The 25,906-nt window shown below is 56.6% G+C and carries 25 protein-coding genes; 18 read left to right on the top strand and 7 right to left on the bottom strand.

The genetic code is table 11. The features are described from left to right. Both M0Q23_02790 and M0Q23_02795 read left to right on the top strand, forming a co-directional pair. The coding region (locus tag M0Q23_02790) for a hypothetical protein (GenBank protein ID MCK9527571.1) at nucleotides 1-236 on the top strand (236 nt) is incomplete at its 5' end. An 82-nt stretch (nucleotides 237-318) separates the two neighbouring features. After that, nucleotides 319-564 (top strand): AtpZ/AtpI family protein, encoded by a 246-nt coding sequence (locus M0Q23_02795; protein MCK9527572.1) that lies wholly within the window; start codon nucleotides 319-321, stop codon nucleotides 562-564. A 105-nt stretch (nucleotides 565-669) separates the two neighbouring features. Here the strand turns inward: M0Q23_02795 and M0Q23_02800 are convergent, their stop codons facing one another. Next, complete coding sequence (locus M0Q23_02800; protein MCK9527573.1) at nucleotides 670-3,408, bottom strand: UPF0182 family protein; 2,739 nt, start codon at nucleotides 3,406-3,408, stop codon at nucleotides 670-672. Between the two features lie 175 nt (nucleotides 3,409-3,583). Between M0Q23_02800 and M0Q23_02805 the strand changes: the two genes are divergently transcribed. From M0Q23_02805 to M0Q23_02815, 3 genes are all read left to right on the top strand, one after another. Beyond that, nucleotides 3,584-4,510, top strand: coding sequence for an acyltransferase (locus tag M0Q23_02805; protein MCK9527574.1), 927 nt, complete (start codon nucleotides 3,584-3,586; stop codon nucleotides 4,508-4,510). A 73-nt stretch (nucleotides 4,511-4,583) separates the two neighbouring features. Beyond that, nucleotides 4,584-5,774, top strand: a complete 1,191-nt coding sequence (locus tag M0Q23_02810; GenBank protein ID MCK9527575.1) for a pyridoxal phosphate-dependent aminotransferase — start codon at nucleotides 4,584-4,586, stop codon at nucleotides 5,772-5,774. Between the two features lie 24 nt (nucleotides 5,775-5,798). Beyond that, nucleotides 5,799-6,140: a phosphomannose isomerase type II C-terminal cupin domain gene (locus tag M0Q23_02815; GenBank protein ID MCK9527576.1), complete on the top strand. Its 342-nt coding sequence runs from the start codon at nucleotides 5,799-5,801 to the stop codon at nucleotides 6,138-6,140. Nucleotides 6,141-6,156: 16 nt separating this feature from the next. On the opposite strand, the gene M0Q23_02820 is transcribed toward M0Q23_02815, so the two are convergent. From M0Q23_02820 to M0Q23_02835, 4 genes are read right to left on the bottom strand one after another with little or no spacing between them, the layout of a single operon-like run. Then, nucleotides 6,157-7,017, bottom strand: coding sequence for a DMT family transporter (locus M0Q23_02820; protein MCK9527577.1), 861 nt, complete (start codon nucleotides 7,015-7,017; stop codon nucleotides 6,157-6,159). A 28-nt stretch (nucleotides 7,018-7,045) separates the two neighbouring features. After that, complete coding sequence (locus M0Q23_02825) at nucleotides 7,046-7,336, bottom strand: acylphosphatase (protein ID MCK9527578.1); 291 nt, start codon at nucleotides 7,334-7,336, stop codon at nucleotides 7,046-7,048. After that, on the bottom strand, nucleotides 7,333-9,363 hold the full coding sequence (gene ligA, locus M0Q23_02830) for an NAD-dependent DNA ligase LigA (protein MCK9527579.1): 2,031 nt from the start codon (nucleotides 9,361-9,363) through the stop codon (nucleotides 7,333-7,335). Before ligA ends, M0Q23_02825 begins: the two co-directional genes overlap by 4 nt. Continuing rightward, complete coding sequence (locus M0Q23_02835; protein ID MCK9527580.1) at nucleotides 9,364-9,636, bottom strand: hypothetical protein; 273 nt, start codon at nucleotides 9,634-9,636, stop codon at nucleotides 9,364-9,366. It abuts the gene before it with no gap. A gap of 139 nt (nucleotides 9,637-9,775) precedes the next feature. Here M0Q23_02835 and M0Q23_02840 point away from each other — a divergent pair, with 139 nt between their 5' ends. From M0Q23_02840 to M0Q23_02855, 4 genes are read left to right on the top strand one after another with little or no spacing between them, the layout of a single operon-like run. Then, a complete protein-coding gene (locus tag M0Q23_02840; protein ID MCK9527581.1) occupies nucleotides 9,776-10,255 on the top strand; it encodes a metallophosphatase family protein in 480 nt (159 codons plus the stop codon). A gap of 21 nt (nucleotides 10,256-10,276) precedes the next feature. Then, nucleotides 10,277-10,741, top strand: a complete 465-nt coding sequence (locus M0Q23_02845) for an HIT domain-containing protein (protein ID MCK9527582.1) — start codon at nucleotides 10,277-10,279, stop codon at nucleotides 10,739-10,741. A gap of 18 nt (nucleotides 10,742-10,759) precedes the next feature. Then, complete coding sequence (locus M0Q23_02850) at nucleotides 10,760-11,059, top strand: LapA family protein (protein ID MCK9527583.1); 300 nt, start codon at nucleotides 10,760-10,762, stop codon at nucleotides 11,057-11,059. A 20-nt stretch (nucleotides 11,060-11,079) separates the two neighbouring features. Further along, nucleotides 11,080-11,556: a Mut7-C RNAse domain-containing protein gene (locus M0Q23_02855; GenBank protein ID MCK9527584.1), complete on the top strand. Its 477-nt coding sequence runs from the start codon at nucleotides 11,080-11,082 to the stop codon at nucleotides 11,554-11,556. Here the strand turns inward: M0Q23_02855 and M0Q23_02860 are convergent. After that, complete coding sequence (locus M0Q23_02860; GenBank protein ID MCK9527585.1) at nucleotides 11,525-12,022, bottom strand: MogA/MoaB family molybdenum cofactor biosynthesis protein; 498 nt, start codon at nucleotides 12,020-12,022, stop codon at nucleotides 11,525-11,527. The genes M0Q23_02855 and M0Q23_02860 overlap by 32 nt on opposite strands. Further along, a complete protein-coding gene (gene fusA, locus M0Q23_02865) occupies nucleotides 12,019-14,100 on the bottom strand; it encodes an elongation factor G (GenBank protein MCK9527586.1) in 2,082 nt (693 codons plus the stop codon). The genes M0Q23_02860 and fusA overlap by 4 nt, the downstream gene beginning before the upstream one ends. Nucleotides 14,101-14,271: 171 nt before the next feature. Between fusA and M0Q23_02870 the strand changes: the two genes are divergently transcribed. The 9 genes from M0Q23_02870 to M0Q23_02910 all read left to right on the top strand — a co-directional run bounded on the left by M0Q23_02870 (nucleotide 14,272) and on the right by M0Q23_02910 (nucleotide 25,904). Continuing rightward, nucleotides 14,272-14,754, top strand: coding sequence for a CarD family transcriptional regulator (locus tag M0Q23_02870; GenBank protein ID MCK9527587.1), 483 nt, complete (start codon nucleotides 14,272-14,274; stop codon nucleotides 14,752-14,754). 82 nt (nucleotides 14,755-14,836) lie between these two features. Further along, nucleotides 14,837-15,853, top strand: a complete 1,017-nt coding sequence (locus M0Q23_02875) for a PIN domain-containing protein (GenBank protein ID MCK9527588.1) — start codon at nucleotides 14,837-14,839, stop codon at nucleotides 15,851-15,853. Between the two features lie 40 nt (nucleotides 15,854-15,893). Then, nucleotides 15,894-17,144, top strand: coding sequence for a 2-C-methyl-D-erythritol 4-phosphate cytidylyltransferase (gene ispD / locus M0Q23_02880; GenBank protein ID MCK9527589.1), 1,251 nt, complete (start codon nucleotides 15,894-15,896; stop codon nucleotides 17,142-17,144). 12 nt (nucleotides 17,145-17,156) lie between these two features. Then, nucleotides 17,157-18,374: a phosphoglycerate kinase gene (locus M0Q23_02885; protein ID MCK9527590.1), complete on the top strand. Its 1,218-nt coding sequence runs from the start codon at nucleotides 17,157-17,159 to the stop codon at nucleotides 18,372-18,374. Then, on the top strand, nucleotides 18,371-19,093 hold the full coding sequence (gene truA / locus M0Q23_02890; protein MCK9527591.1) for a tRNA pseudouridine(38-40) synthase TruA: 723 nt from the start codon (nucleotides 18,371-18,373) through the stop codon (nucleotides 19,091-19,093). Before M0Q23_02885 ends, truA begins: the two co-directional genes overlap by 4 nt. Beyond that, nucleotides 19,090-20,877, top strand: coding sequence for a DNA mismatch repair endonuclease MutL (gene mutL, locus M0Q23_02895; protein MCK9527592.1), 1,788 nt, complete (start codon nucleotides 19,090-19,092; stop codon nucleotides 20,875-20,877). The genes truA and mutL overlap by 4 nt, the downstream gene beginning before the upstream one ends. Before the next feature lie 7 nt (nucleotides 20,878-20,884). Next, on the top strand, nucleotides 20,885-21,826 hold the full coding sequence (miaA, locus tag M0Q23_02900) for a tRNA (adenosine(37)-N6)-dimethylallyltransferase MiaA (GenBank protein ID MCK9527593.1): 942 nt from the start codon (nucleotides 20,885-20,887) through the stop codon (nucleotides 21,824-21,826). Nucleotides 21,827-21,987: 161 nt separating this feature from the next. Then, complete coding sequence (locus M0Q23_02905; protein MCK9527594.1) at nucleotides 21,988-23,166, top strand: hypothetical protein; 1,179 nt, start codon at nucleotides 21,988-21,990, stop codon at nucleotides 23,164-23,166. Nucleotides 23,167-23,243: 77 nt separating this feature from the next. Beyond that, nucleotides 23,244-25,904 carry a valine--tRNA ligase gene (locus M0Q23_02910; GenBank protein ID MCK9527595.1) on the top strand — a complete coding sequence of 887 codons (2,661 nt, stop codon included), beginning with the start codon at nucleotides 23,244-23,246 and terminating at the stop codon, nucleotides 25,902-25,904. Nucleotides 25,905-25,906 lie beyond the last annotated feature (2 nt).

Below are 25,906 nucleotides of genomic sequence, written 5' to 3' on the forward strand. Positions count from 1 at the left end.
TGGTTACGACATCTTTCGCCTACGCGGAGTATGTGGCGACGGCGGCTGCGGGCGGGACCTTTCCCTACTTCCAGCTGGGTTGCCTGGTGATGGGCGGTCTGATCATCACCTCGCTCAAGCACAAATACTCCAGGATCTACATGACCGAGGCCGTGGGCAGTTTCGCCCTGTACGCGGTCCTGGTGGCACTCTTCACGGCACCCGTCGTGGACGTGCTGAAGACCCTGGTGAGCTGAGACGAGTAAACTATTAATCTGACAATACATATTCGCAGGAGTCGACCCTTGAGTCGACTCCCGGCGGGAAGGGAGGCGGGTCATGGTAGTTCACACCGACAGAAATGAAATGAACAGGCTAACCAGGAAATATGGAACGATTTTCACGATGAGCGTCTGGAGTTTCGTGATCGTCATCGCGACGCTTCTCTTCTTCTTTGCGGGATACTGGATCGATGTGCGCCTGGACACAAAACCCACCTTCATGCTGGGATTGTTTGCTCTTGCTCTTTTCATGACAGTAGGACGCTTCTACTGGGAAGCCTGGCATAAAAAAAATCTTCACTGATTGAACATCACAGATGGTTAACACCAGAATCCCCTTCTTCCGCAACCGGGAGAAGGGGATCGCTGTTTCAGTGTGAAACCCGACAGTGCCGGCCGTCACCGGTGATCATGGGTTGTCAAACTTCAGGGCGTCCATGTCGGCGAGTTTCTGCAGATCATCTCTGAGCTTCCGGATTTCTTCTCCATATTCAGCCCATCTGCCGTCCCGCAGGAGGTGCTGTGATCGTTCATAGCGTTCGAGGGCACGGCGGGCGAGTTCCTGTACGGATGCTGTCGGAAGGTCCGCCGTCTTTTCACGGACCCTGTCGGGCAGGGCAGTGTCGGCGGGCGGAGCCGTCGGAAAGGGGCGGTCGCTCAAAAGCCGTTCAAGGGCCTGTTGAAGACCCGCTTCCATGACAACCCGGGTCCCGTCGGAGGCCAGCACCCGCCGCAGTTCGGGAAGGCGGCCCTCAACAGCGCGCAAGAAGAGCGGCTTGATGTACAGAACGGAGTTTTCCACGGGTATGACAAGCTGGCTTCCCCGCAGGACCCGCGTTCCCGCCTGGTCCCAGAGGGCAAGCTGCTGGGCGATTTCGGCGGTCTGATCGATACGGGCTTCGATCTGCATGGGTCCGAAGACAAGTTCACCCCGGGGGAATCTGAAGAGCAGGAGAGTCCCGTAGTTGTCGCCGTCCGAGCGGCCTGACAGCCAGGCGATCATGTTGTCCCGGTTCGAAGGTGTGAAAGGCATCATGAGCATGAATTCTTCCGTCGTTTCATCGGGAAACCGCAGGATCGTGTAGTAGCTCTCCATGGTCTGGGCGGCGCCGAAAACGCGCTCACGGGGGAACTCCCACATATCTTCGCGATTGTAGAACATAACGGGGTCCCGCATGTGGTAGACGCGGAACATGGACGCCTGGACATCGAACAGGTCCTGGGGATAGCGCACCTGGTCCCGCTGGCCCCGGGGCATCTGGTCTATGGGCCTGAACAGATCGGGGAATACCTTCTTGTAGGCCCGGATCATGGGATCCTTGTCCTCGTCGATCGTGTAAAAAACGGTTTCACCGTTGTAGGCGTCGATGACGACCTTTACGGAATTGCGGATATAATTCAGGTCTTGGGAATAGGGACGGGAATAGGGGTAGCGTGACGTGGTCGTGTAGGCGTCGTAGATCCAATACAGCCGACCGTCCACAACGGTGATGTAGGGGTCGTGGTCGAAGGAGAGGAAGGGTGCCAGAATCCGGACCCTCTGGTGTATATTGCGAAAGTAGACGATGTTGCTTTCGGGCAGAATGTATTCGGTAATGAGATAGTTGACGCTTCCGAAATAGACCGAGAAGATCAGTCGGCGGAAAAGCGAGCCCACGTTGACACCCGTCTCTTCCTGGTAGGTGGTGAAAACATTCTGCTCCCCGTAGGGGTAGTCAAATTCCTCCGTACCGGCCCGGACAATGATGGTTTCGTCCGTCCGTTCGCCGAAGTATATCTCGGGCCGGTCAAGTTCGAGATCCACGGTAACCCGGGGAGGAATGTCGCGGATGAACAGTTCGGGAAGGCCCTCTTCGGTGAAAACGTTCACCGGGTTTGCCACGACGCCGTAGCCGTGGGTATAAACGAAGGTCTTGTTGACCCAGGTCTGGGAGTCCGGCGAAAGCCGCTTCTGGTCAAGTTCACGGGATGCCAGCATGATCTGCCGGTAGTCCCCATCGAAATTATACCGCGCTATGTCGATATCGTTAAAATCGTAATAGGGTCGGATGGCCTGAATCTGGGTGTAGGTGTCGAGGAGGGGGCGGTAATCCCAGAGCGGTATGTTTTCGATGGTCAGACGGTTGTTCCTGAGATCGTCCACCCTGAGGGAGTAGTCCGCCGGATAGGGCTTTTCGATAATGTCATTCAGGCCATAGGCGCTTCGGGTGGATTGAATGTGATGGTCGAGATAGACCCGCTCCCGTTCCAGTTCGTTGGGATCGACGGAAAATCGTTGCACGAACATGGGCAGCGCTCCGCTGAAAACAATAACGGACAGGACGAGCAGACCCAGCGCGCCCAGTGAAGGGCGGAAGGATCGTTTTGCCAGACCAAAGAGGGAAAGGACGAATCCGATCACACAGATCACTATCAGCCCGTTGTAGACGGGTACGCGGATTCGTTCATCCACATAGGTTATTCCGAAGACAACTCCCTCCGGTGAGAAGAGCAGACCGTACCGGCTCAACCAGTAATTGAATATCTGCATCAGGAAAAACAGGGCCAGTAATAGTGCCCCGTGGGCCTTCACCACGGGGTGAACGTTTATGTTCGGGGGGATGATCGTGATGCTCCCCAGGATGAAGTAGGTCGCGGTCACGGTAACCACGGTGATAAAAAAAACAGCCATGAGGAAATTGCGGATCATCTCGAGGAAAGGCAGGGAGAACAGATAAAAAGAAATATCCCGTTGAAAAATCGGATCTCCCGTTCCAAAGGGTGTCCGCTCGAGGTACAGAAGTACGTCCATCCAGTGAGAGGCGGGGTAGGCGCTTACGAGCCAGGCGATAAGGATCAGGAATAAAGCGGAGCCATACCGGATTGCTTTCATGGAAAGGGCAACCTGCCCGAGGTCCAGGAAACGGCCTCGGGACGGGGCAAGCCGCCAGACTGCCGCAAGGTTGAGCCCTACGAACGCGAAGACCACCAGGAAAAACAAGCCGTGAATGACATATTCCGTCAGGAAGTAGGTCCAGAAAACAGAAGAAAAGCCCAGGGAGTCAAAAAAATAGAAGTGTGCGGAGGCTTCGATAATGGTGTCGAAAAAAGATGAAAGGACGACCAGTACCAGAAACCCGATACCAAAATATTTCATTGTTCGCGGCATTTGCCAGATACTCCTCATCGTGGTCTATTTGTATAAAAACAACGTAGAAGGACTATAGGGAAACCGCCGTTCCCTGTCAAGATTTCTACAAAAAAAGCGTACCGGGCGATTTATGCTTGATCGGAACGGCGACTTGGGGCATACAAACCCCTGATTGTCTTGATAAGGAGGCCGCATGCTTTCGTTTCTCCCGCCCACCATACTGGGCATAACCTGCATACTGCTCGTGGTGATCAACACGATCATATGGACCATTCCCGTTCATATTTTTGCCCTTACGAAGCTGCTCGTTCCCCACAAGGGCTTCCAGGCGCGCAACGCCCGCTGTGTGATGGCAGTGGTCAGGGGATGGTTCGGGGGCATTATGTTTGCCCTGAAACTTGCCCTGAACATAGATTGGGATATCAAGGGCGTGGAGGGGCTGCAAAACAAGGAGTGGTACTTTGTCAACAGCAACCACCAGTCGTGGACGGATATCGTGGTGCTTCTGCGGGCTTTCGGCAACACAATAGCTTTCCCGAAGTTCTTTCTCAAGAAGGAACTCGCCTGGATCCCCATTCTCGGAAGCGCCTGGTGGGCTCTTGATTATCCTTTCATGAAACGCTATTCCAAGGCATACCTCGACAGGCATCCGGAAATGCGGGGCAAGGACCTGGAAACCACGCGGGCCATGTGCGAGCGATATAAACACACGCCGGTGTCGATCCTGAATTTCATCGAGGGGACCCGTTTTTCACCGGAAAAACATGCAAAACAGAATTCCCCCTACCGGCATCTTCTTAATCCCAAAGCCGGCGGCTTTGCTTTCGTCCTGGGTGCGATGGACGGAAAGATACACAAACTTCTCGATGTAACGATCATTTATCCGGACGGCCCGATCAAGTTCTGGGATTTTCTGTGCGGCCGCGTGTCCCGGGTCGTTGTCCGGGTCAAGGAAAGCCTGATTCCCGAGGAATTCCTGAAGGGTGATTATTTGAACGACCGTCAGTACCGGGAGCGTTTCCAGACCTGGGTGCGGGATCTCTGGCAGAAAAAGGATGAATACATAGATGAACTCATTGCTGAGGCCGGGTCTCACTCGGAGGCGCGGGCCGTGAGGTGAGAGAGGCGACAGGAACGGACGGAACAAAGCGGCCCGAAGACCGGTGACAGACCCCCCCCCAAGGAGCGATGCCGTGGCTATAGCACAAAAAATAGACACATTCATGGAACAATCATCGTGGATTCGCAGGATGTTTGAAGAGGGACAGAAGCTGAAAAAGGAATTCGGCAGTGAGTCGGTCTATGATTTCAGTCTCGGAAACCCGAATCTGGCACCGCCGGAGGAATTTGTCAGCCTCATGAAGAAAACCGCCGCCGAGGAGCAGGTCGGTGTCCATGGCTACATGTCCAACGTGGGCTTCGAAGAAACCAGAAGTGCCGTTGCTTCCCACATCACCGAAACGCAGGGCATACAGATTTTTTCGGATCAGGTGGTCATGACCTGCGGTGCGGCGGGAGGTCTGAATGTGGTTTTCAAGACACTGCTTGACCCTGGTGACGAGGTGATCATACCCGTTCCCTGTTTCATGGAATACCGCTTTTACGTAGACAACGCAGGCGGTACAGTGCGGTTCGTTCCGACCGGTCCCGACTTTTCCCTCGATCTGGAAGCGATCGAAAGGGCCATCAACCATCGGACAAAAGCCATCCTGATCAATTCTCCCAACAACCCCACGGGGAAGGTGTACAACGACGACACCATCGAAGAGCTGGCCGTGCTTCTGGAGCGTAAGGCGAGCGAACTTAACCGGGAGCTGTACCTGTTGTCTGATGAGCCTTACCGTGACATTGTCTATGACGGGGCCGCTGTACCGGGCATACTCGCGTCTTACCGGAACAGCATTATGGCCATGTCCTGGTCGAAGAGCCTTTCTATCCCGGGGGAGCGCATCGGCTATCTTGCCGTCAATCCCGGTATCTCGGACTGTGAAAAGCTCCTGAAAGGCCTTTCGCTGGTAACGAGGATTCTGGGTTTTGTCAACGCGCCCGCCTTCATGCAGCGGGTGGTAGCACGCCTGCAGGGGGTCAGCGTCCCCGTGGAAGAGTACCGGCGCAAACGGGATCTCCTCTGTGACGGTCTTGCCCGCGCAGGGTACGAGGTGGTGAAACCCGAGGGGGCTTTCTACCTTTTCATGAAAAGCCCCCTGGAAGACGACGTGGGATTCGTAAAGGCCCTTCAGCAGAAAAAAATCCTCGTCGTACCCGGAAGCGGGTTCGGCGGACCGGGCCATATCCGCATAGCCTACTGTGTTGACGATGCCACAATTGCCGACGCCATGGCAGGCTTCGGGGAGGTCCTGCAGGGCATCAAAAGCGCGTCGTGAGGGACCCGCGGGAGATCTCGACTCATGGAGCAGGAAGACCGGCCCTGGGGATTCTACCGGATTCTGGCAGAAGCGAGGGACCACAAGATAAAGCGCATTGTCGTCCATGCCGGCCGGCGTACGAGTCTGCAGCGACACAGGCTTCGAGACGAACACTGGCACGTGATCGACGGCGAGGGGCGGGTTACCCTGGGCGAACGCTTGATCAGTCTGAGGCAGGGAAAGAGTGTGGATATTCGCCGGAATGAACTCCACCGGATCGAAAACACAGGCCCCTGCGATCTGGTCCTCATCGAAATACAGACGGGTGCCTACTTCGGTGAAGACGACATTGAACGTCTTTCCGATGATTACGGACGGGCCTGAGAGGCACATCCCCCCTTCAGAAGCGCATCATCACCACCGCAATGATCGTAAGAACGAGGGCGAGTCCCCTGGCGGCATCGATCTTCTCACCGTAGACAATGAGGGAAAGTAGCACGGCGACAACGAAGGAAAGGCCGGTAACAGGTATGATTAGGGCGAGAGGACCACGGGCCAGGGCCTGGAGCAGGAAGTAGAAGCCCCCGAAATTGACAAGACCGATGGCCGGACCGATGAGAAAGGCCTTTTTTGACGCCTCACCCCGGCGAGGCGTTCCACCTCTCCTGAGCAGGGCTATGGCGAAAAGGGTTCCCAGAAAATAGGAAAGAGCCATAAAGGCGGGCTTGTTTACGGTGTGGGCGGCATGGGCGCTGGAAACGGCGGCAACGGCACCGGCACAGAGGGCCGTCATGGCGTAAAGAACTCCCCGTACGGCATTTCCCCGCGACTCTCCCGCCGACGCGGGTGAACGGGCCAGAATAATGATAACCGCCAGGGCTGTGACGATTCCCGCTTTCTGCCAGGGAGACGGTTGATCCCCGAAAACGAACATACCGTAGAGTACCACCGGGACGATGTTCAGGCGGACCAGCGGCATGACAACGGAGGCGGGAAGATGTTTGAGCGATTCAATAGTAAGGACTGTCCCCGCGAAGAACGAGAGACTGTTTACCAGTGCGATAAAAGAAAGCCGGGGTACGTTTTCTATTCCTTCCCCCCGGGCGAAGAAAAGGAGGAGACTGAGGCAGGTTACAGTCCCCATGAAGGTGAAGGTGGTCACGGCGGTGCTGCAGTTCTCTTCGGCCGATACCTTATAGAGAAAGCGCTGGATTCCGAAAAGCACGAGTGCCGCCAGGGTAAAAACATACCAGTTGTTCATTGTCTTTCGCCACAACCACCCGGCATGGCTAGCGTATGTGGAATGCCGGAAGAGCTTCCCCCGGTCGCTCCTCCATGACATCGACCTGTAACACCCGGGCGAATCGGGGTCCCCGACGGCACCAGGCGACGAATTCGTTTACGGCCCGGTTTTCTCCCTCCGCCAGCACCTCAACCCGTCCGTCAGGGAGATTTCTGACCCAGCCGCCGATGGAGCGGCGTCGCGCCTCCTCCAGGGTGTGGGCTCGAAAAAAAACACCCTGCACCCTGCCGCTGACGAGAATCCGCACGCGTCGTTGTGGTTCACTGCCGTCATTCATGGTTTGTTCCGGTTCAGAAGATCCAGCAGATCCTGTTCAGAAAGAATGGTTGTTCCCATCGCCTGTGCTTTCCGGAGTTTTGATCCCGGTTCTTTTCCCACCACCAGGTAATCCGTCGTCTTCGAAAGGGACAATGACACGGAAGCGCCCCGATCCTCAAGCAGTCGTTTTGCCTCGCTGCGACTGTAGCGGTCAAGCGTTCCTGTGAGAACAAAGGTCATGCCCACCAGTGGTGCCGTCGCGGCCGGTCCGGTGTCTTCCTTCCGGGGGCTGACGCCCGCGGCCAGGAGGCGCTCTACGCCGGTTCTGTTGGCCTCTTCCGAAAAGAACCCGACAAGGCTTTCCGCCACGATGGAGCCGATACCTTTTATGTCTGTCAACTCTTCGAGTGTCATGTGTCCAAGCTCCCACACGCCACCTGCACGATCGGCCAGGATTTTTGCCGTGTCCTCCCCCACGTGACGGATGCCCAGGGCATAGATGAATTTTCCCAGGGGAGGGTTCTTGGATGCCTCGATGGCAGCCACGACATTATCGGCTGATTTTTCGCCCATGCGTTCGAGGCCGGCCAGATCGTTCCGTTTCAGGGAGTAAAGATCGGCCGGAGCACGGACCAGGTCGCGGTCCAGAAGCTGGTGAACCAGCTTTTCACCGAGCCCGTCGATATCCATACCCTTTCGGGATACGAAATGGATGAGGCGCTCCCGCACCTGGGCGGGGCACTCCATGTTGAGGCATCGATGGGCCGCCTCACCCTCGCTCTGGTGGATTCTTGAACCGCAGGAAGGACAGGCTGCGGGCATGACAAAGGGGATTTCGGTGCCGGTCCGTCGTGAGAGGACCACCTTTACCACCTGGGGGATCACGTCACCCGCCCGCTGAATAATGACGGTATCTCCCACGCGGATGTCCTTGCGTTCGATTTCCGCCTGATTGTGGAGTGTGGCGTGGCTGATGGTCACACCGCCCACAGAGACAGGTTTCATCTGTGCCACCGGCGTGAGAACGCCCGTCCGGCCGACTTGAACATTGATGGATTCGATGACCGTTGTGGCCTGAACCGGGGCGAACTTGCAGGCCGTCGCCCATCGGGGACTCCGGGAAACGGCACCGAGCCGCTGTTGCTGGGCCCGGGAGTCCACCTTGATAACCATGCCGTCTGTCTCATAGGGCAGTTCCCGTCGTCGTTCTTCAAGTTCGCGGTACCAGGCGATACACTCGTCAATCGTGGCCGCCTGCCTGACCAGGGGGTTAACGGGAAACCCCCAGGTTCCAAGTGTCTGCAGGATGCTCCATTGGCTTTCAAAACCGGGGCCTTCCGCTCCGACTGCAGAGTAGCAGTAAATGGCCAGGGGACGACGGGCCGATACGCGGGGGTCGAGCTGACGGAGTGACCCCGCCGCGGCGTTCCGCGGGTTTGCGAAGAGGGGTTTCCCGGCTTCGGCCTGTTGTCTGTTGAGGTTCCTGAAAGATTCTATGTCCAGGAATACCTCACCGCGAACTTCGATGAATTCAGGACCCGAAGAGCCCCTGCGCAGTGGAATGGAGGAGGGAACGGATGAAATGGTCCGTACGTTCCGGGAAATGTCTTCCCCCCTGTAGCCGTCACCCCGGGTCAGTCCCCTCAGGAAGCTCCCATTCTCGTAAATGAGGTTTACCGCGACGCCGTCGAGCTTTGGCTCCACCACAAAGGCCGGCTCTTCATCGGGACCGAGAAGTGATGTGACTCTCCTGTTGAACTCACGTATGTCCTGTTCCGTCAGGGCGTTGGAAAGACTCAGCATGGGTGTGAGGTGGGGATGGGTGTCGAAGGTTGGAAGCGGTTCCGCGCCCACTCGCCGGGTCGGCGAATCGACAGCGGCACTATCCTCGGCCCAGCGGTTTTCCAGGTTCTCGAGTTCCGCCATGAGCCCGTCGTATTCGGCGTCGGATATTTCCGGATCATCGAGCTGGTAGTAGCGACGGTTGTGGTGCTCTATCAGCTTTTTCAGTTCTTCGATGCGATCGAGGGCTGCCCTTCGGTCCATTTACTTGACGCGCTTCAGGTACGGGACATCTCCCGGTGATTTTTTTGGGTTTGACGTTGCTCCGGGAGAAGACTGTACCACCTGTTCGTTGAATATTTTATTTTTTACTCGTACCGCGTTTATAATGAAGAAGATTATGACAGATTTCTCCCATTCACGGCTCGTATTGAAGTTTTCCATTTTTTCCTTGTAGTTGTCCCAAAGGCCCGCCAGGGAAGCCTCGTCGAGGGAAAGAATCTGTTCAGCAATTTTTTCGAGGGATTTTTCAAACATTTATGCTGGCCCCGGTGCGTGAATTTTCCGATACCGTATCGACAGGGGGGGGAAATGTCAAATCAAAAGACACGAGCCACATAGACCTTGAATTTTTAAGAGATGTCGTTATAATGGCCGACATTGTGAGTGCTTCGGAATGAGACTGGGCATACTGTCGGATACCCACTTGAGCGCCGGTGGCGAGTGGCTTGAAGGATTGGTCGCCCGTTATTTTCATGATGTCGACGCCATTCTTCATGCCGGTGACATCGTTGACGGTTCCGTGCTGGACGCCCTCGGCGGCCGGGACGTTATAGCCGTCTGCGGGAATATGGACCCTCTCCCCCTCCGTAAGACACTGCCGGCAAAGCTCGTCATGGAGATCAACGGGCATCGCTTGGGGCTGATCCACGGGTGGGGATCACCATGGGGAATTGAAGAAAGAATCCTTAAGGAATTCAGGAAAGTGGACTGTATTGTCTTCGGCCATACCCATGTCGCCCAAGTGGAACGCAGAGGCGATGTTCTTTTATTCAACCCCGGGTCTCCCACGGAAAGACGCGGAGCCGCCGAGAAGAGCATCGGAATTCTCGACATCGGCAGCACTATCGAGGGTGCCGTCATTGCTCTGGAATAATGGTGAAAGGTGGTCATATCGTTGGAATCGATCATAGCGCCGGGACGAATCAGGTATGTCAACCGGGGAAAAACAGGCGGGTGCATTTTTTGTGTCGATTCCCTGCGCGACGAGTCGCTTGTCCTTCACGAGGGAACATCGTGCTATGTGATAATGAACAAGTACCCCTACACGTCGGGGCACCTGATGATCGCACCCTACCGCCACGTGGCACGGATCGGCACCGTGACGGAAGATGAACTTCTTGAGCTCATGAAGCTGACGGGACAGACCGTCGAGGTCCTGACGTCCGCCTTTAGTCCCGAGGGTTTCAACATCGGCCTGAACATGGGCAGGGCCGCCGGAGCCGGTTATGAAGACCATCTCCACCTCCATGTGGTGCCCCGGTGGTTCGGCGACACAAACTTCATTACCGTCCTGGGCGAGACGCGAATTATACCGGAAGAGATCGAAAAAACGAGGGATCTGTTACGTACTCTATTTTAACACGAGGGGAGACAGGCGATGAAGCTTCTGTACACCATCATCATCATGGCGATTGTGCTTTTTATCATTACCTTTTCATTGAATAATACGGATCCGGTGTATCTGGCGTATTACGACTTTTTTGATCTCAATGTTCCCTCCTATATTCTCATCTTCGTGTGTTTCGGCGCGGGCGTTGTCCTGGCCGGACTCTTCGGAATGGTCGAGCGGTTGCGGCTGTCACGAAAGGTGAACAGCCTGAAGCGGCAGATTCGCCGGCTTGAAGAGCAGGCGTCGACAGTGGAGGCAGAGCCCGTGGAAACCGGAAATCAGGGGTAGTATGGTGGTCGCAGGGTGTTATGGATGATGAAGCCTTTCTCGTTGATTCCACACTGAACAAACTGGCCAGGTGGCTTCGTGTCCTCGGGTACGACGCGGCCCGCCACGACGGCCCTCTCGACCGGTCCCTTCTGAACCGTGGTGCCGGGGGAAACAGGATCGTTCTTTCGAGAAAACGGAGCCTGGGGCAGCGACAGTATCGCGGCAGGCTCCTTATCGTGCGCGCCGACAAACCCGATGAACAGATAGACGAAGTGGTACGGGCCCTGCGCCTGCGGCCCCGGCGGGATCGGATGTTCACGCGATGCCTGTCCTGCAACGACCTGCTCGAACCGGTGGAAGCGTCGACCCTCACAGGCAGAGTCCCGCCCTATGTGCTCCAGGCCCGGGAAACCTTTGTTCGCTGCCCCCGTTGCGGCTCCATACTCTGGGCCGGAACGCACCGGGACAGGATGTCGGAAAACATCAGGAAGCACAATCTGATTGATCGCCCCTGACTTTTTCGAGGGCATGCATGAGGGAAGGCATGAGCGCCGAGAGATTTTCCCGGGCACCCTTGGGGCTCCCGGGAAGATTGATTATGATCGACTGGTTCCGGATGCCCACGATGGCCCGGGAAATCATGGCGTGAGGGGTCTTCTTCAGGCTTTCCCGACGCATCTCCTCGGCCATGCCGGGAATCTCCCGGTGGATGATGCCGCGGGTCGCGTCGGGTGTCACATCCCTGGGGCTGACACCGGTTCCTCCGGTAGTGACCACCAGGTCCAGCTTTTCCTCGTCGATGAGTTCAACAATGGCACGGGCGATGAGGTCCTCTTCGTCGGCAACCATGCGGACAGCCGCCACCTCGGCCGGAAGCTCCTCCAGGAGCTCCCGGACCACGTTTCCGCTTATGTCTTCCCGCTCACCCCGTGATCCCCGGTCGCTCACGGTAATCACGCCGGCCCTGACGACAGCCGTCATTCTTCCTTTTCCTTTTTCGCCTCGGCGATGATTTTTTCCTGCAGATGTGCCGGGACTTCTTCATAATGGGACAGTTCGAAGGTGAAGATTCCCCGCCCGCTGGTTATGGAAGTCAATTCAGCGGAATAGGTAAGGATTTCAGCGTAGGGTACCTGGCCTTTCACTACCTGGTTCGGCCCCTGCTTGTCCATTCCCAGGACACGGCCGCGCCTGCTGTTCAGATCGCCGATGACATCACCCATGTATTCGTCGGGGACCTCTATGTTGATGGCCATGATGGGTTCCAGCAGCGTCGGCTGGCTCTGTTCGAATCCTTTTTTAAATCCCATCGAGCCGGCTATCTTGAAAGCCATTTCCGAGGAGTCCACTGTGTGGTATGAGCCGTCCACCAGGGTAACCTTGACGTCCACCACGGGGTACCCGGCAATAATGCCTTCCGCCATGGCTTCGACGATTCCTTTTTCAACGGCGGGAATGTAGTTTTTGGGAATGACGCCGCCCACGATGGCATCGACGAAGTCAAAGCCGACACTCCGTTCCGTGGGTTCGATCTCGAGCCAGGTATCGCCGAACTGGCCCCTGCCGCCGGACTGCTTCTTGTACTTGCCCTGGACCCGGGCCTTGCCCTTGATGGTTTCCTTGTAGGGGACCTTGGGTTGTTTCAGGGTGACGTCCACACCGAACTTTCTCTTCATTTTTTCGAGTGTCACATCGATGTGTACCTGTCCCATTCCGGAAAGTATCATTTCTCTGGTCTGTTCGTCTCTGCGGATGTTCAGCGTGGCATCCTCCTCGATAAGTCTGTTCAGGGAAGAGAAGAGTTTTTCTTCGTCTCCCTTGGCTTTCGGGTGAATCGCGTAGGAGCAGACGGGGTTCGCCGAAGCGGCTTTCTCGTACAGCACGGGGTCCTTTTCATCACAGAGAGTGTCACCCGTTGAGGTTTCCTTCAATTTTGCCATGGCGGCGATGTCTCCGGGGATGACTGACTCCATGGGTTTCTGGGTTTTGCCCTCCAGGGAGAAAAGGGCGCCGCACTTTTCGGTGATGCTCTTTGTGCTGTTGTAAAACATCGAATCGGCCCGCAGGGTTCCCGAGAAAACCCGGAATATGGTCAATTTGCCCGCGTAAGGATCGGCAATGGTCTTGAAAACCATGGCTGAAAAAGGGGCGGATGGGTCGGGCTCGCGGGTAGTTTCTTCTCCGGTCTTCGGGTGTGTGCCGGTGAGGGCACCACGGTCCGGCGGCGAGGGGAAGTACTCCGTCAGCATGGTCATGAGCGTGGCGGCTCCGATGTTCTTGAGAGAGCAGCCGCAGGTGCCGGGAACGATGTCGCGGGCCATGACTCCCTTGCGTAATCCCTGCCTGAGTTCCTGGATGGAGAGCGTTCCTTCTTCAAGGTATTTGTCCATGAGCGATTCATCACATTCGGCGATGTCTTCGACCAGGGATTCTCTGGCGGCGGCGGCTGTTTCGGCCAGGTCATCCGGGATGTCCTCCCGTTTCATGGTACCCTTCGCTTCATCGAAGGTCAGGACTTTCATTTCCATCAAGTCGATGAGGCCCCGGAAGGATTCTTCCTGTCCCAGGGGCAGAAACAGGGGGGTGACTTTCTTTTCAAGGCGGCTCCGGACGCTGTCCAGGGCGCCCTGGAAATCTGCCCGTTCCCGGTCCAGTTTGCTCACGTACACGATTCGTGGGAGCTTCAGGAGTTCGCTGTATTCCCACACTTTTTCCGTCTGGAATTCCACGCCGCCGACGGAGTCGACAACGACGACGGCGCTGTCCACGGCCCGAAGACAGTTCCGGGTGTCCATGGCAAAGTTGGCATCGCCCGGAGTGTCAACGAAGTTAATCCGGTGCTTGTTCCAGTCGACGTTGTTAACTGCGGAACTGATTGATATTTTTCGCTTATGCTCTTCCGGTTCGTAATCGAGGGTCGATGTTCCGTCATCAACCCGTCCCAGCTTGTCGGTTTTGCCGCTGACAAAGAGAAAAGATTCGCAGAGAGAGGTTTTCCCCGTTCCCCCGTGACCAATAATCGCGATATTTCTCAAAGAGTTGGAATCGTATTTCGCCATGCTGGTTCCTTTCTTGTGAACGTTTCTGAGAATAGGAGAGAGAGGTTGAGTAACGTATTTGAACTTTACAAGTCAAGATAAATTTCTGTTTTAAGGGAACTTATTGACGATAAACGAAAAAGATGCTATGTAGAGAACCTCTATCCAAAAAATACGAGGTGTCCGGTGGAAATGTTTAAAATTGGTGACATGGCTGTTTACCCCGCCCAGGGAGTGGGAGTCATTGAAAATATCGAAACAAAAGAAATTATGGGTAGTGAGCAATCATTTTATATCATAAAGATTCTCGGAAACAACGCTACAATCATGATTCCTGAAAGTGGTGCCGACTACGTCGGCCTCCGCGAAGTTATTTCCGAGGATGACATTCCTCGTGTTTATGAGATCCTCAAGGAACGAAAGACAAGCGTTGACCGCCAGACCTGGAACAAACGCTACAAGGAGTACTGGGAAAAAATCAAAACCGGCTCTGTCTATGAAATAGCCGAAGTTCTGCGGGACCTTCTCATTCTGAAACTGGACAAGGATCTCTCCTTCGGGGAGAGAAAAATGATGGATATCGCCAAAAACCTTCTTGTCATGGAAATCTCCATAGCGCGGAGATGCAAACAGGAGCTGGTGGAAAAAGACCTGAACACCATCTTCGCCATGTGATTTTTGTGGCACGGAGGACGACGTTCTTTGACAATTCGCTGTCCGCCGCATGTATCTTCATACCCATGAAGGGGGGGGGAGGATGTTAAACATCATACTTCGGTCTTTATTTATCGTTACATGTTCAATACTTGGTTATTTCGCCCTAAATATATATTATGATTTCCCCGTATCCCTTACAGGATTCCTGATCGGCGCATGGGTCGCCATCATGGTCCTGACTATAGAAAAAACGCTTCGCGATGTTCCCCTGGTCGTTATTCTCGGTGGCGTGGCAGGTCTCGCGCTGGGTATTGCCATTGCCTATTTTTCTGTGCGCGGCCTGCGAAACATATCTCTTGAGGGACACCACGACTATATCCCCTGGCGCTACATCGATATTTTCCTCTTCGTTGCTCTCGGCTACATGGGCCTCAGCCTCGGTTCAAAAAAAGGCAGGGAACTCAGCTTGCACGGTCGTCATAATCCGAGCTACGGCGACTCGGGAAAAAGCTGGAAGATTCTTGATACCAGTGTCATTGTCGACGGAAGATTCGCGGATATCTGCGATACGGGGTTTGTTGAAGGCCCCCTCACGATCCCCCGGTTTGTACTCGATGAGCTTCAGCTTATAGCCGATTCATCGGATTCGATAAAACGGGCCCGGGGACGACGAGGGCTGGAAGTGCTCAACCGGATGAAAAGCAGCTCCGGTATCAGTATAGAAATATCGGACATTGATTTTCCAAAACTCAAGAGTGTGGACGCGAAACTTGTCGCGCTGGCGAAAAAAAGCGACGGCGTTGTGGTCACCAATGACTATAACCTCAATAAGATAGCAGAATTGCAAGGTATTCGCGTTCTCAACGTCAACGATCTCGCCAATGCCCTGAAACCGCTTGTTCTTCCCGGAGAGTCAATGGTGGTAAAAGTCATCAAGGAAGGGAAAGAACCGGGCCAGGGAGTAGCGTACCTCGACGATGGAACCATGGTCATTGTCGACGGCGGGTTGCGTCGCATGAAGCACAATGTGGATGTCATCGTCACCAGTGTTCTGCAGACGACGGCAGGCAGAATGATTTTTTCCGCCGTGAAGGACAACGAGACTTCCGAAAGCTGACGGCCTTTCCCGGGCATCCCGACCTTTTCCGACCGGTGCCATGAAAAAAACCACGGATGAAAACAGCCTGCCCCCAGCCGTCGCGATCGTTGTCGCGGGCGGCTCCGGTCGGCGGATGGGCGGGGACATTCCCAAGCAATACCGTCTTCTCGGAGGGCTTCCCGTAATCACCAGGACCCTCGGTGTCTTTGAAGAATCCTCTTCAATTTCCGGAATTATTGTGGTCGTCCCGGTGGAAGGCGGGAGCGGACACGTGATGGAAGCGGTTGCCTCCCGGGGATTCTCAAAAATACGGGCCGTCGTCTCCGGTGGGTCCACACGGCAGGAATCTGTCCGTAACGCGCTGGCCGCTCTGAACCACAGCGTCGGTATCGTTGCCGTCCATGACGGTGTGCGGCCCCTGGTCCCGGTGGATCTGATCGACCTCTGCGTCAGGGAAGCCCGAAAGTACGGTGCCGTCGTTCCGGGTATTCCCGTCGCGGACACTCTTAAATCCGTCGACGGGACAGGCAGGATCAGGGTGACGGTGGAGCGGGAGGGTCTCTGGCTCGTTCAGACCCCGCAGGTATTCCATCGGCATATTCTTCAAGATGCCTATGACAGGGCCTTCGCGGACGGGTTTTCAGGTACCGATGACGCGGTCCTGGTTGAGCGGACGGGCGTTTCCGTCGTCATGATACCGGGAAGCCGCGATAACATGAAAATCACTCTGGAGAATGACCTGGCCCGGGCCGAAGAAATACTGACGCTGCAGAGAGACGTGAAGCAGGGCAGGAGAGCTGCAAATCCCGTGCATCAAAGGGTCGGATTCGGATACGACAGTCATCGCCTTGTGGAAGGAAGAAAGCTCTTTCTCGGTGGCTGTCAGATTCCCTATGACCGGGGTCTTCTGGGGCATTCCGATGCCGACGTCCTCCTCCACGCCATCGGCGACGCCCTGCTCGGGGCCGTCGGCGCCGGCGACCTGGGACGGCTTTTCCCCGACGACGATCCGGCCTGGAAGGATATATCGAGCACCGTCCTGCTCGAAACGATACGCTCAGTCGCCTCCGGGAGGGGATACGGCGTCCACAACGTCGATGCCACGGTCATTCTCGAGCGGCCCCGCCTGAAGCTCCACATCGATTCGATGGAGGAAGCCATTGCCCGGCTGCTCGGGGTGGAGAAGGAACGCGTCAGCGTCAAGGCCTCCACCAACGAGGGAATGGGGTTCATCGGTCGCGGGGAGGGAATCGCCGCTTTTGCCGTGGTTTCTGTTGCGGGGAATGAACACGACGATGGTGTCATGTGAAAGGATCAGGGAATGAAATCCATCAGAGACTTTGATCTTTCCGGAAAACGGGTGATCTGCCGGACCGACTACAACGTGCCCCTGGGAACGAATGGAGAAATCGTCGATGACAGGAGGATCCGGGCGTCTCTGCCCACGATTCGCCATGCCCTCGATCGAGGCTCCTCTCTCGTCATCATGACCCATTTGGGTCGTCCAAAAGGAACGTTCGTGTCTGGCCTGAGTCTGGCGCCCGTGGCAAAGCGCCTGTCCGAACTTCTGGGAAGCGACATTCCACTTCTGCCCGACTGTGTCGGAGATGCCGCCCGGGGCCGCGTGAACGCGCTGAAACCGGGCTCGGCCGTTCTGCTGGAAAACCTCCGGTTCCACGGAGGAGAAACTAAAAACGACGATGCCTTCGCCCGTGAACTGGCCGGCCACGGCGATGTCTATATCAATGACGCCTTCGGCAACGCCCATCGGAGCCACGCGTCCAACGTGGGAATCCTGAAGTACATGAAGGAATGCGGTATCGGCCTCCTCATGGAAGAGGAGTTGACCTATTTCGACAGGACCCTGAAGAATCCCTCCCGTCCCTTTGTTGCCGTACTCGGCGGAGCTAAGGTGTCCGAGAAACTCCAGGCCATTGAAACACTGACGGAACGGGTTGATACGATGATCATCGGCGGTGGCATGGCCTTCACTTTTCTCAAAGCCATGGGCATCGACGTGGGTCGCTCCCTCCTGGAGGAAGGACTTGTCGACACTGCCCGCCGGGGCATCGAATCGGCCCGGGAACGGGGCGTCAGGCTCTATTTTCCCGTTGACTGCGTCATCGCCCGGGGCATCGATTCCGCGGCGGTCACAAAAATAGTGCCTGTCCAGGAAATCCCCGCGGAATGGATGGCTCTCGACATCGGCCCCGCCACGACCCTGCTCTTCAAAGAGGCTCTCTCCGACGCAAAAACGGTTGTCTGGAACGGACCCATGGGTGTCTTTGAGCTGGATCCCTTTTCCCGGGGCACCTATGCCCTGGCCAGGATAATCGGCGAGCTTCATGCTCTTACCATAGTCGGCGGAGGCGATACCGACGTTGCCGTGCATAACGCGGGAGAAACAGAGCGCATGACCTTCATTTCAACGGGTGGCGGCGCTTCGTTGAGGTTGCTGGAAGGGAAGCCGCTTGCATCGATCGTGGCCCTGGAAGCCTGTTCCTCGGGGAGAGGTGAACCATCAGGAACATCAAGATAACTGTAGAGTATGACGGGACCGCCTACCAGGGGTGGCAGCGTCAGGCGACGGGGCGGACCATTCAGGAACTGCTCGAACAGGCGGCCTCAACGATCCTTCAGGAGCCGATAGGGCTTACCGGATCGGGAAGGACCGATGCCGGGGTGCATGCCCGGGGTCAGGCGGCAAACTTCAGGACCTCATCGACGCTCCCGACAGAGAACATTCTTCGGGGCATGAACAGCCTGCTTCCCCATGACATCGCGGTCCGGCGAGCCGAGGATGTGAACGGGAGTTTTCACGCCCGTTATGACGCCCTGTCGAAACACTATCAGTACCGTATCTATAACGGCCGCATACGGTCACCCCTTGTCCACAACCGGGCCTGGCATATTCCGGAGCCCATTGACCCGGAAGCCATGAATGAGGCTGCCTCCCTTCTTCTGGGGGCCCATGACTTCAGCGCCTTCAAGTCCTCCGGAAGTGACGTGGAAAGTGCCCTGCGCACCGTTTCACGGGCGGAATGCGCCCGCCGGGGGGACATGCTGTTCTTCGATATCGAGGCGGACGGTTTTTTGAGGCACATGGTACGAGCCGTGGTGGGAACCCTCGTCGATGTGGGAAGGAGTAAAACGACGGTCCGGGAGTTCCTGTCGATTCTTGACTCCCGGGACAGAACGCGGGCCGGCATGACGGCCCCTCCCCAAGGATTGTTTTTGATGGAAGTGAGGTACCGGTGAGTAAAGCCATCCAACCCATGTCGGAGGAACTCGCGGCGAAGATCGCCGCCGGGGAAGTAGTGGAACGTCCGGCGTCCGTGGTGAAAGAACTGGTGGAAAACGCCATCGACGCGGGAGCCTCGAGAATCCAGGTCGAACTGGAAGAGGGGGGCATGAAATCCATCCGGGTTGTCGATAACGGCGAGGGGATCGATCCGTCGCAGGTTCCCCTGGTCTTCCAGCGCCATGCCACGAGCAAGATACGTTCCTTTGACGATCTTTCCCGCCTTGACACCCTGGGCTTCAGAGGAGAGGCCATGTACAGCATCGCGGCCGTTTCCCGGGTCGAACTACTGACCCGAACCTGGGATGGACAGTCCGGGACGAGATGCACCGTCGAGGGCGGGCAGGTGGTGGAAAGTATAGATGCCGGGAGTCCACTGGGGACATCCGTGAGGGTGAGGGATCTCTTCTACGCGACGCCGGCCCGGAAAAAATTCATGAAAAAACCATCCACCGAGCAGGCCCGCTGTCTCGAGGCCGTTACCCGCCTCGCCATGGTGAATCCGGGCATCGCCTTCCAGGTGAGGGCCAACGGACGGCTCGTCATGAACCTTCAGAGTGTTGAATCAGCAATGGACCGGATTCACCTTTTGCGTGGCGAGGATTTTCGGAACGAGGCCCTTGTCGTCGACGAAACCCGGGAAGGACTGTCCCTTCGTGGGGCCATCTCGCCGCCCACACTCAGCAGGTCAAGCTCTAGGGATATCTCCTGGTTCGTCAACGGGCGCCCTCTGCGGGATGCCATGCTCAACCAGGCAGTCATGGCGGCCTATCGAAGCATCATGGAGCCGAAACGTTACCCCCTGGCCGTTTTATTTCTTAAAGTATCAGGTGAAGAAATAGACGTAAACGTCCATCCTGCAAAGCTGGAAGTACGTTTTAAACAGTCCGGCGACATATTCAGAATCATCTCGGGTATTCTGGCTGAACGGCTGGCCGGAGGTGCCGGCAGGAGCGGTGTCATTCCGGAAACATCCGGATGGTACCGACGAAAATCCCGTCCCGACCGGGACAGGGGTGTGCAGGAATTCTATCCCCGCTACCGTGTTGAGACCGACGAAAAACGCGTTTACATTCCCGCCGGTCCATCCGGCTTTCGGGGAGCGACCCCCGATGAAGGGCAGGATTGGAACCACCGGGAGCCGGGAGAGACTCGTTTTTTCTCAAACCTCCGCTACCTGGGAAATGCGGTCGGCATCTATCTGGTTTTTTCCGCTGACAACGGTCTGGTTCTCGTGGATCAGCACGCAGCCCACGAACGGATTCTTTTCGAGAAGCTCAAGGCGGCCCCTTCCGGTGACGCCGGGGTTTCACAACAGCTTCTCATTCCCGAGATTATTGACATGGCACCGGGCTCTTTTGCCGTGCTCACGGACCTGCTCCCCTTTCTCAGGGATGGCGGTTTCGACATCGAGCCCTACGGGGGAAACACCGTCGCCGTCAGGGCGGTTCCGGCCCTCTTTGCCGGTGCGGATGTGAAGCGGATCATCATGGACAGCATCGACGAAATGGAGACGACGGGGAGCACCGGCAGGGTGAGTGATGAATCCCGGGACAGACTGCTGGCCCTTCTGGCATGCCACGACGCGGTACGGGGACCCCAGCGGTTGAGTGATGAAGAGGTGGCCGCTCTGTGCAGCGATCTCGATTCGTTCCCCAATACCCGGACCTGCCCCCACGGACGGCCGCTTTACGTGATGATCGACGAACGCGAGCTGGAACGTCTTTTCCGGCGGCGGTGACCCGGCCGTGACTGAAACGAGATCAGCCATCCCGGTTGTCGTGGTCGTCGGCCCCACGGCGGCCGGAAAGACTGCCGTGGCCATGGAAATCTGCCGGCGCTTCGGTGGGGAGGTTTTAAGCGCCGACTCGATGCAGATCTACCGCCATATGGATATCGGTACGGCGAAGCCCACTGGAGGCGAGCAAGCCAGGGTCCCCCATCATCTCATCAGTATCATCGATCCCGATGAACATTTCAGCGCGGCACTCTACAGGGAGCGGGCCTCGGAGGCAGCCGCAACCCTCAGGCGGCGGGGACGTGTCGTGGTCCTGGCCGGCGGTACGGGCCTTTACGTGGATGCTCTTCTCGGTGGTCTGATTGAAGTTCCCCCGGCCGATCCTGAGTTGAGGGCCCATTTCCGGCGGGAAGCCGAGGCGCGGGGCAGGGAGTATCTGTACAACCTGCTCAGCGAACGGGACGCTCTGGGGGCGTCGCGCATCCATCCCCGGGATTCTGTCAGGATAATACGGGCGCTTGAGGTTCTTGAACTTACGGGGATCTCTATCGTGCGGCATCAGTGGAAGCATGATTTTCGGGACGGCCTTTATGATTGCCTCAAGATCGGGCTGGCCCCGGAACGGGAAGAACTGTACCGAAGGATCAATGAGCGGGCGAACGACATGATGGATCAGGGTCTCGCGGAAGAAGCTCATCGACTCCTTCAGCACGACTATGCCCCGTCGCTGCCCTCCATGCAGGCCTTCTGCTACCGACATGTGATTCAGTCGCTCAGGGGTGATATCTCCTCCGAAGAGGCGCTCGGCAGACTCAAACGGGACACGAGAAACTATGCCAAGCGACAGATCGCCTGGTTCAAGCGTGACGGGGAGATTCACTGGTTCGGTCCCGATGGGGTCGAGAAGATCATGGCGCTGGTGTCGAACTTTCTTTCCCGCACGGACGTATGATGGACCGTGCGCACACGGGGTGGAAAGGGCAAATCTTCTTGACTTCACAGACACATGGATATAATTATGCAGCCTGTGCTTCATGCGCAGCCGCGGGTTAAACGCTGAACGTTCAATGGCCCCGTCCGTCCGGCCGGAATCCCTGAGGGAGGAGGGGAGGGATGACAACAGACACTCACCCGTTCCCGCGATTGACGAGGAGACTGCGTACCGCACGGCGGTCCTGTCGGTTCGCCGCGATTTTCTTCGCAATCGCCCTGATTCTGGCGGCCGGTTCCTGCGTGTCGCCTGAACGGACACCTTTGAGCTTTCTCGACTCATCGGAGCACCACACCTACACCGGTATGGTCCTTATAAATCAGAACAAGCTCGATGACGCGGAGCGGGAGTTATCGCTGGCCATACAGCTTAATCGGGAATCCTCCCTGGGTCATGCCGGAATCGCCCTTGTCAACGCTCACCGCGGAAACCTGAAGAGCGCCTTTGAATCGGTTGAGAAGGCGCAACAGTATGCCCGGCGTGACAGGGAACGGCTCCTGACCCATATCGTGAAGATACAGCTGTTTACCATGAGCCGCCGGAATGACTGGATCGACCGCGCCGAACAGGAATTTAAGTCCGCCGTTGCCGTCGATCCCCGGTCATCGGCCGCCTGGTACTTCATGGGTCGTGCCCTGGTGATGAATCACGAGTTCAGCAGGGCGGGGATGCATTTTATCAAGGTTCTCGACCTCAACGACGAGTACATCGAACAGGCCGACGAAGCATGGAAGCGGATGAAGCAGATTCTTGTCCTGGGGCCCCTGTCCGACCAGGTCGAGGAAGTGGTAATCGCGGACCGTGTGAACAGGTGCCAGATGGCACTCCTCCTGGTGGAAGAGCTTGAGATCGAGGATCTGTACCGGGGGCTCGCCAAGTATGGAGGCACGTCGGATTCCGCCCTGGATGTTCCTGATATTCAAAGCTGCTCCTATGCCGACGAGATAAAGAAAATAGTCGCCATCGGGGTCAAGGGCCTCGAGGTTTACCCCGACGGGAAATTTTACCCCAATGATCTTGTAACGAGACTGAACCTCGCCATCGCGCTCTATGATATCCTCGTCGGGATCTGGGGAGAGGAGCCTGTTTTCCGATACACTGAAGAAGGCCCTTTCGTTGAGAACATCGATTACAGGCACCCCAACTACAAGGCTGTGATGACAATAACATCACTCGATATTATGAGTTCGGATTTCTTTGATTCGAGCAGGCTTGCGCCCTACGCTCCCCTGTCGGGAGCCGACGCCCTGACGGCCATACGCAAGCTGAAAGATGTGCTGCTTATCGGTTTTGGAAGGTGACGGGCACCGACGGGGCCTGCATCACCTTCAGAGAACCGTTCGGACAAAAAACGGCAAATCGGAAACAGGAAGGTACAATGAAAAAAAACAGATTAAGTGCATCGTATGAACCGCGGGAAGTGGAATCCCGATGGTACCGGTACTGGATTGAGAATCGGCTCTTCCACGCCGAGGACACAAGCGACAGGGAACCATTCGCCATAGTTATCCCGCCGCCCAATATCACGGGGATGCTGCACATGGGCCATGCCTTGAACAACACCCTGCAGGACCTGGTTATCCGGTTTAAACGGATGCAGGGCTATAACGCTCTCTGGATGCCCGGCACGGACCACGCCGGCATCGCCACCCAGAATGTGGTTGAGCAGGAACTCGCCAGGGAGGGAACCACGCGCCATGAGATAGGGCGGGAAGCCTTCGTGGAGCGGGTCTGGGCATGGCGTGAGAAGTACGGGAGCATCATTCTGAATCAGCTCCAGAAACTCGGCTGTTCCTGCGACTGGGAGCGTGAACGGTTCACGATGGACGAGGGGCTTTCCCGGGCGGTGCGTGAAGTCTTCGTCCGCCTGTATCACGATGGCCTCATTTACCAGGGCGACTACATCGTCAACTGGTGTCCCCGATGCCACACGGCACTATCGGACCTCGAAGTCGAATACGAACAGGCCGACAGCAATCTCTGGCATATCCGATATCCCCTTTCCGACGGTTCCGGCGGGATCGTCGTGGCAACCACGCGCCCCGAAACCATGCTGGGAGACACCGCGGTGGCCGTCAACCCCGATGACGAACGGTACCGATCCATGGTCGGGAAAACAGCCATACTGCCCCTGATGAACCGGGAAATTCCCATCATAGAAGATTCCTATGTGTCACGTGAATTCGGTACAGGAGCCGTCAAGATAACCCCCGCGGCCGATCCCAACGACTTCGCCATGGCCCGGAGGCACGATCTTCAGATAGTCTCCATCATGGATGAAAGCGCCGTTATCAATGAAAACGGCGGTCCCTACCACGGTCAGGACTGCCTGACGGCCAGGGCCAATGTGGTTGCCGACCTGAAGGCACGGGGGTACCTGCTCAAAGTGGAGCCATACAGCCATAACGTCGGCTGCTGTTACCGCTGCAAGACCAACGTGGAGCCCATGGTGTCGAAACAATGGTTCATGAAAGTGGATGCACTCGCAAAGACATCCATAGCCGCCGTCGTGAAAGGAAATACCAGGATTGTTCCGGTCCAGTGGGAAGCCACATACTTTGACTGGCTCGAAAACATCAGGGACTGGTGCATATCACGGCAGATATGGTGGGGACACAGGATACCCGTCTGGTATTGCGACGCCTGCGGTGAACTCACCGCGGCCGTGGACGAACCGCCCGCCTGTTCCCGCTGCGGTGCAGACACCCTCCGGCAGGACGAGGATGTCCTCGATACCTGGTTCAGTTCCGCCCTGTGGCCTTTTTCGACCCTGGGGTGGCCTGACGAAACACCGGCGCTGAAAACCTTCTATCCCACAAGTCTGCTGGTTACGGGCTTCGATATCATCTTTTTCTGGGTGGCCCGGATGATGATGATGGGCATCTATGTCATGAAAGAAGTGCCCTTCCGGAATGTGTACCTCCACGCCCTGGTGCGGGACGAACAGGGCGAAAAGATGAGCAAGTCAAAGGGAAACATCATCGACCCGCTGCACATGATCGACAGATTCGGTGCAGACGCCTTCCGCTTTACCCTGGCGGCGTTCACCGCCCAGGGACGGGACGTCAAAATGTCTGAAAGCCGCGTGGAAGGGTACCGGAACTTTATCAATAAAATATGGAACGCCTACAGGTTCTGCATGATGAATCTCGAGGATTATGATGAAAAGGAAGAGTGCGCCGGAGAGGACTACTCCCTGTGTGATCGCTGGATTCGCGACCGGTTGAACCGTACCGTCCGGGAAGCGACGGCCGCGCTCGACGAATACCGCTTCAACGACGCCGCCACGGAACTCTACCAGTTCTTCTGGCACGAATTCTGTGACTGGTACCTTGAACTCGTGAAGGGTGTCCTCTACTCCGGAGAAGGCTCAGCGAGCCGGGCTGCCGCGCAACAGACGCTTCTTCGGGTGTTGAGGACATCCATCAAGCTTCTCCACCCCTTCATCCCCTTCATAACAGAGGAGATATGGCAGTCAATTTCAGATACCGGGACGTCTGTGATGATCTCCCGGTATCCCGTGGCCGATGACGGTCTCGACGACCCCGACGCGGCGGCCGACATGGACCTCATACGAAACGTCATAATGGCAATACGTAACATTCGGGGTGTCATGCGCGTTCCTCCGGGCAAAAAAATCCGGGCACTGGCGCTCTGTCCCGATGGAGACTCCATGGAAATACTTCGCGGAGGAGACCGCTACGTGACCGACCTTGCCGGCCTGACCGAGTTTGCCGCCGTAAACGATGCCGGGGACGTCACGGGAGCCGCCGTGGCTGTTGTGGGCCCCCTGAAGATATACGTGTATCTCGGTGACGCCATCGACGTCGAGACTGAAAAAGCACGGTTGGAGAAAGAAGTGGGGAAAATCGACGCCGACCTGGAGCGTGTTTCCATGAAGCTGGAAAATCAGGATTTCAGAACCAAGGCGTCAGAGGAAATCGTGGTCAAGGAACAGGAAAAATACGACGCCCTGAAGGCGCGAAGCGCCGTCCTGCGGGACGCTCTCCTGCAGATCGGCGATATCGCCGCTTCCTGATC

It is taken from the genome of Syntrophales bacterium (assembly GCA_023228425.1).
Classification (GTDB): domain Bacteria; phylum Desulfobacterota; class Syntrophia; order Syntrophales; family UBA2210; genus MLS-D.

What these genes read in the sequence shown, in the direction of transcription:
- M0Q23_02825 (MCK9527578.1), bottom strand. Translation starts at nt 7,336, where the DNA reads ATGAATGACGGCAGTGAACCACAACGACGCGTGCGGATTCTCGTCAGC.
- M0Q23_02905 (MCK9527594.1), top strand. Translation starts at nt 21,988, where the DNA reads ATGACAACAGACACTCACCCGTTCCCGCGATTGACGAGGAGACTGCGT.
- M0Q23_02795 (MCK9527572.1), top strand. Translation starts at nt 319, where the DNA reads ATGGTAGTTCACACCGACAGAAATGAAATGAACAGGCTAACCAGGAAA.
- M0Q23_02805 (MCK9527574.1), top strand. Translation starts at nt 3,584, where the DNA reads ATGCTTTCGTTTCTCCCGCCCACCATACTGGGCATAACCTGCATACTG.
- M0Q23_02910 (MCK9527595.1), top strand. Translation starts at nt 23,244, where the DNA reads ATGAAAAAAAACAGATTAAGTGCATCGTATGAACCGCGGGAAGTGGAA.
- M0Q23_02840 (MCK9527581.1), top strand. Translation starts at nt 9,776, where the DNA reads ATGAGACTGGGCATACTGTCGGATACCCACTTGAGCGCCGGTGGCGAG.
- M0Q23_02855 (MCK9527584.1), top strand. Translation starts at nt 11,080, where the DNA reads ATGGATGATGAAGCCTTTCTCGTTGATTCCACACTGAACAAACTGGCC.
- M0Q23_02885 (MCK9527590.1), top strand. Translation starts at nt 17,157, where the DNA reads ATGAAATCCATCAGAGACTTTGATCTTTCCGGAAAACGGGTGATCTGC.
- M0Q23_02835 (MCK9527580.1), bottom strand. Translation starts at nt 9,636, where the DNA reads ATGTTTGAAAAATCCCTCGAAAAAATTGCTGAACAGATTCTTTCCCTC.
- M0Q23_02815 (MCK9527576.1), top strand. Translation starts at nt 5,799, where the DNA reads ATGGAGCAGGAAGACCGGCCCTGGGGATTCTACCGGATTCTGGCAGAA.
- M0Q23_02870 (MCK9527587.1), top strand. Translation starts at nt 14,272, where the DNA reads ATGTTTAAAATTGGTGACATGGCTGTTTACCCCGCCCAGGGAGTGGGA.
- ligA (MCK9527579.1), bottom strand. Translation starts at nt 9,363, where the DNA reads ATGGACCGAAGGGCAGCCCTCGATCGCATCGAAGAACTGAAAAAGCTG.
- M0Q23_02850 (MCK9527583.1), top strand. Translation starts at nt 10,760, where the DNA reads ATGAAGCTTCTGTACACCATCATCATCATGGCGATTGTGCTTTTTATC.
- fusA (MCK9527586.1), bottom strand. Translation starts at nt 14,100, where the DNA reads ATGGCGAAATACGATTCCAACTCTTTGAGAAATATCGCGATTATTGGT.
- M0Q23_02860 (MCK9527585.1), bottom strand. Translation starts at nt 12,022, where the DNA reads ATGACGGCTGTCGTCAGGGCCGGCGTGATTACCGTGAGCGACCGGGGA.
- M0Q23_02800 (MCK9527573.1), bottom strand. Translation starts at nt 3,408, where the DNA reads ATGCCGCGAACAATGAAATATTTTGGTATCGGGTTTCTGGTACTGGTC.
- M0Q23_02820 (MCK9527577.1), bottom strand. Translation starts at nt 7,017, where the DNA reads ATGAACAACTGGTATGTTTTTACCCTGGCGGCACTCGTGCTTTTCGGA.
- M0Q23_02875 (MCK9527588.1), top strand. Translation starts at nt 14,837, where the DNA reads ATGTTAAACATCATACTTCGGTCTTTATTTATCGTTACATGTTCAATA.
- ispD (MCK9527589.1), top strand. Translation starts at nt 15,894, where the DNA reads ATGAAAAAAACCACGGATGAAAACAGCCTGCCCCCAGCCGTCGCGATC.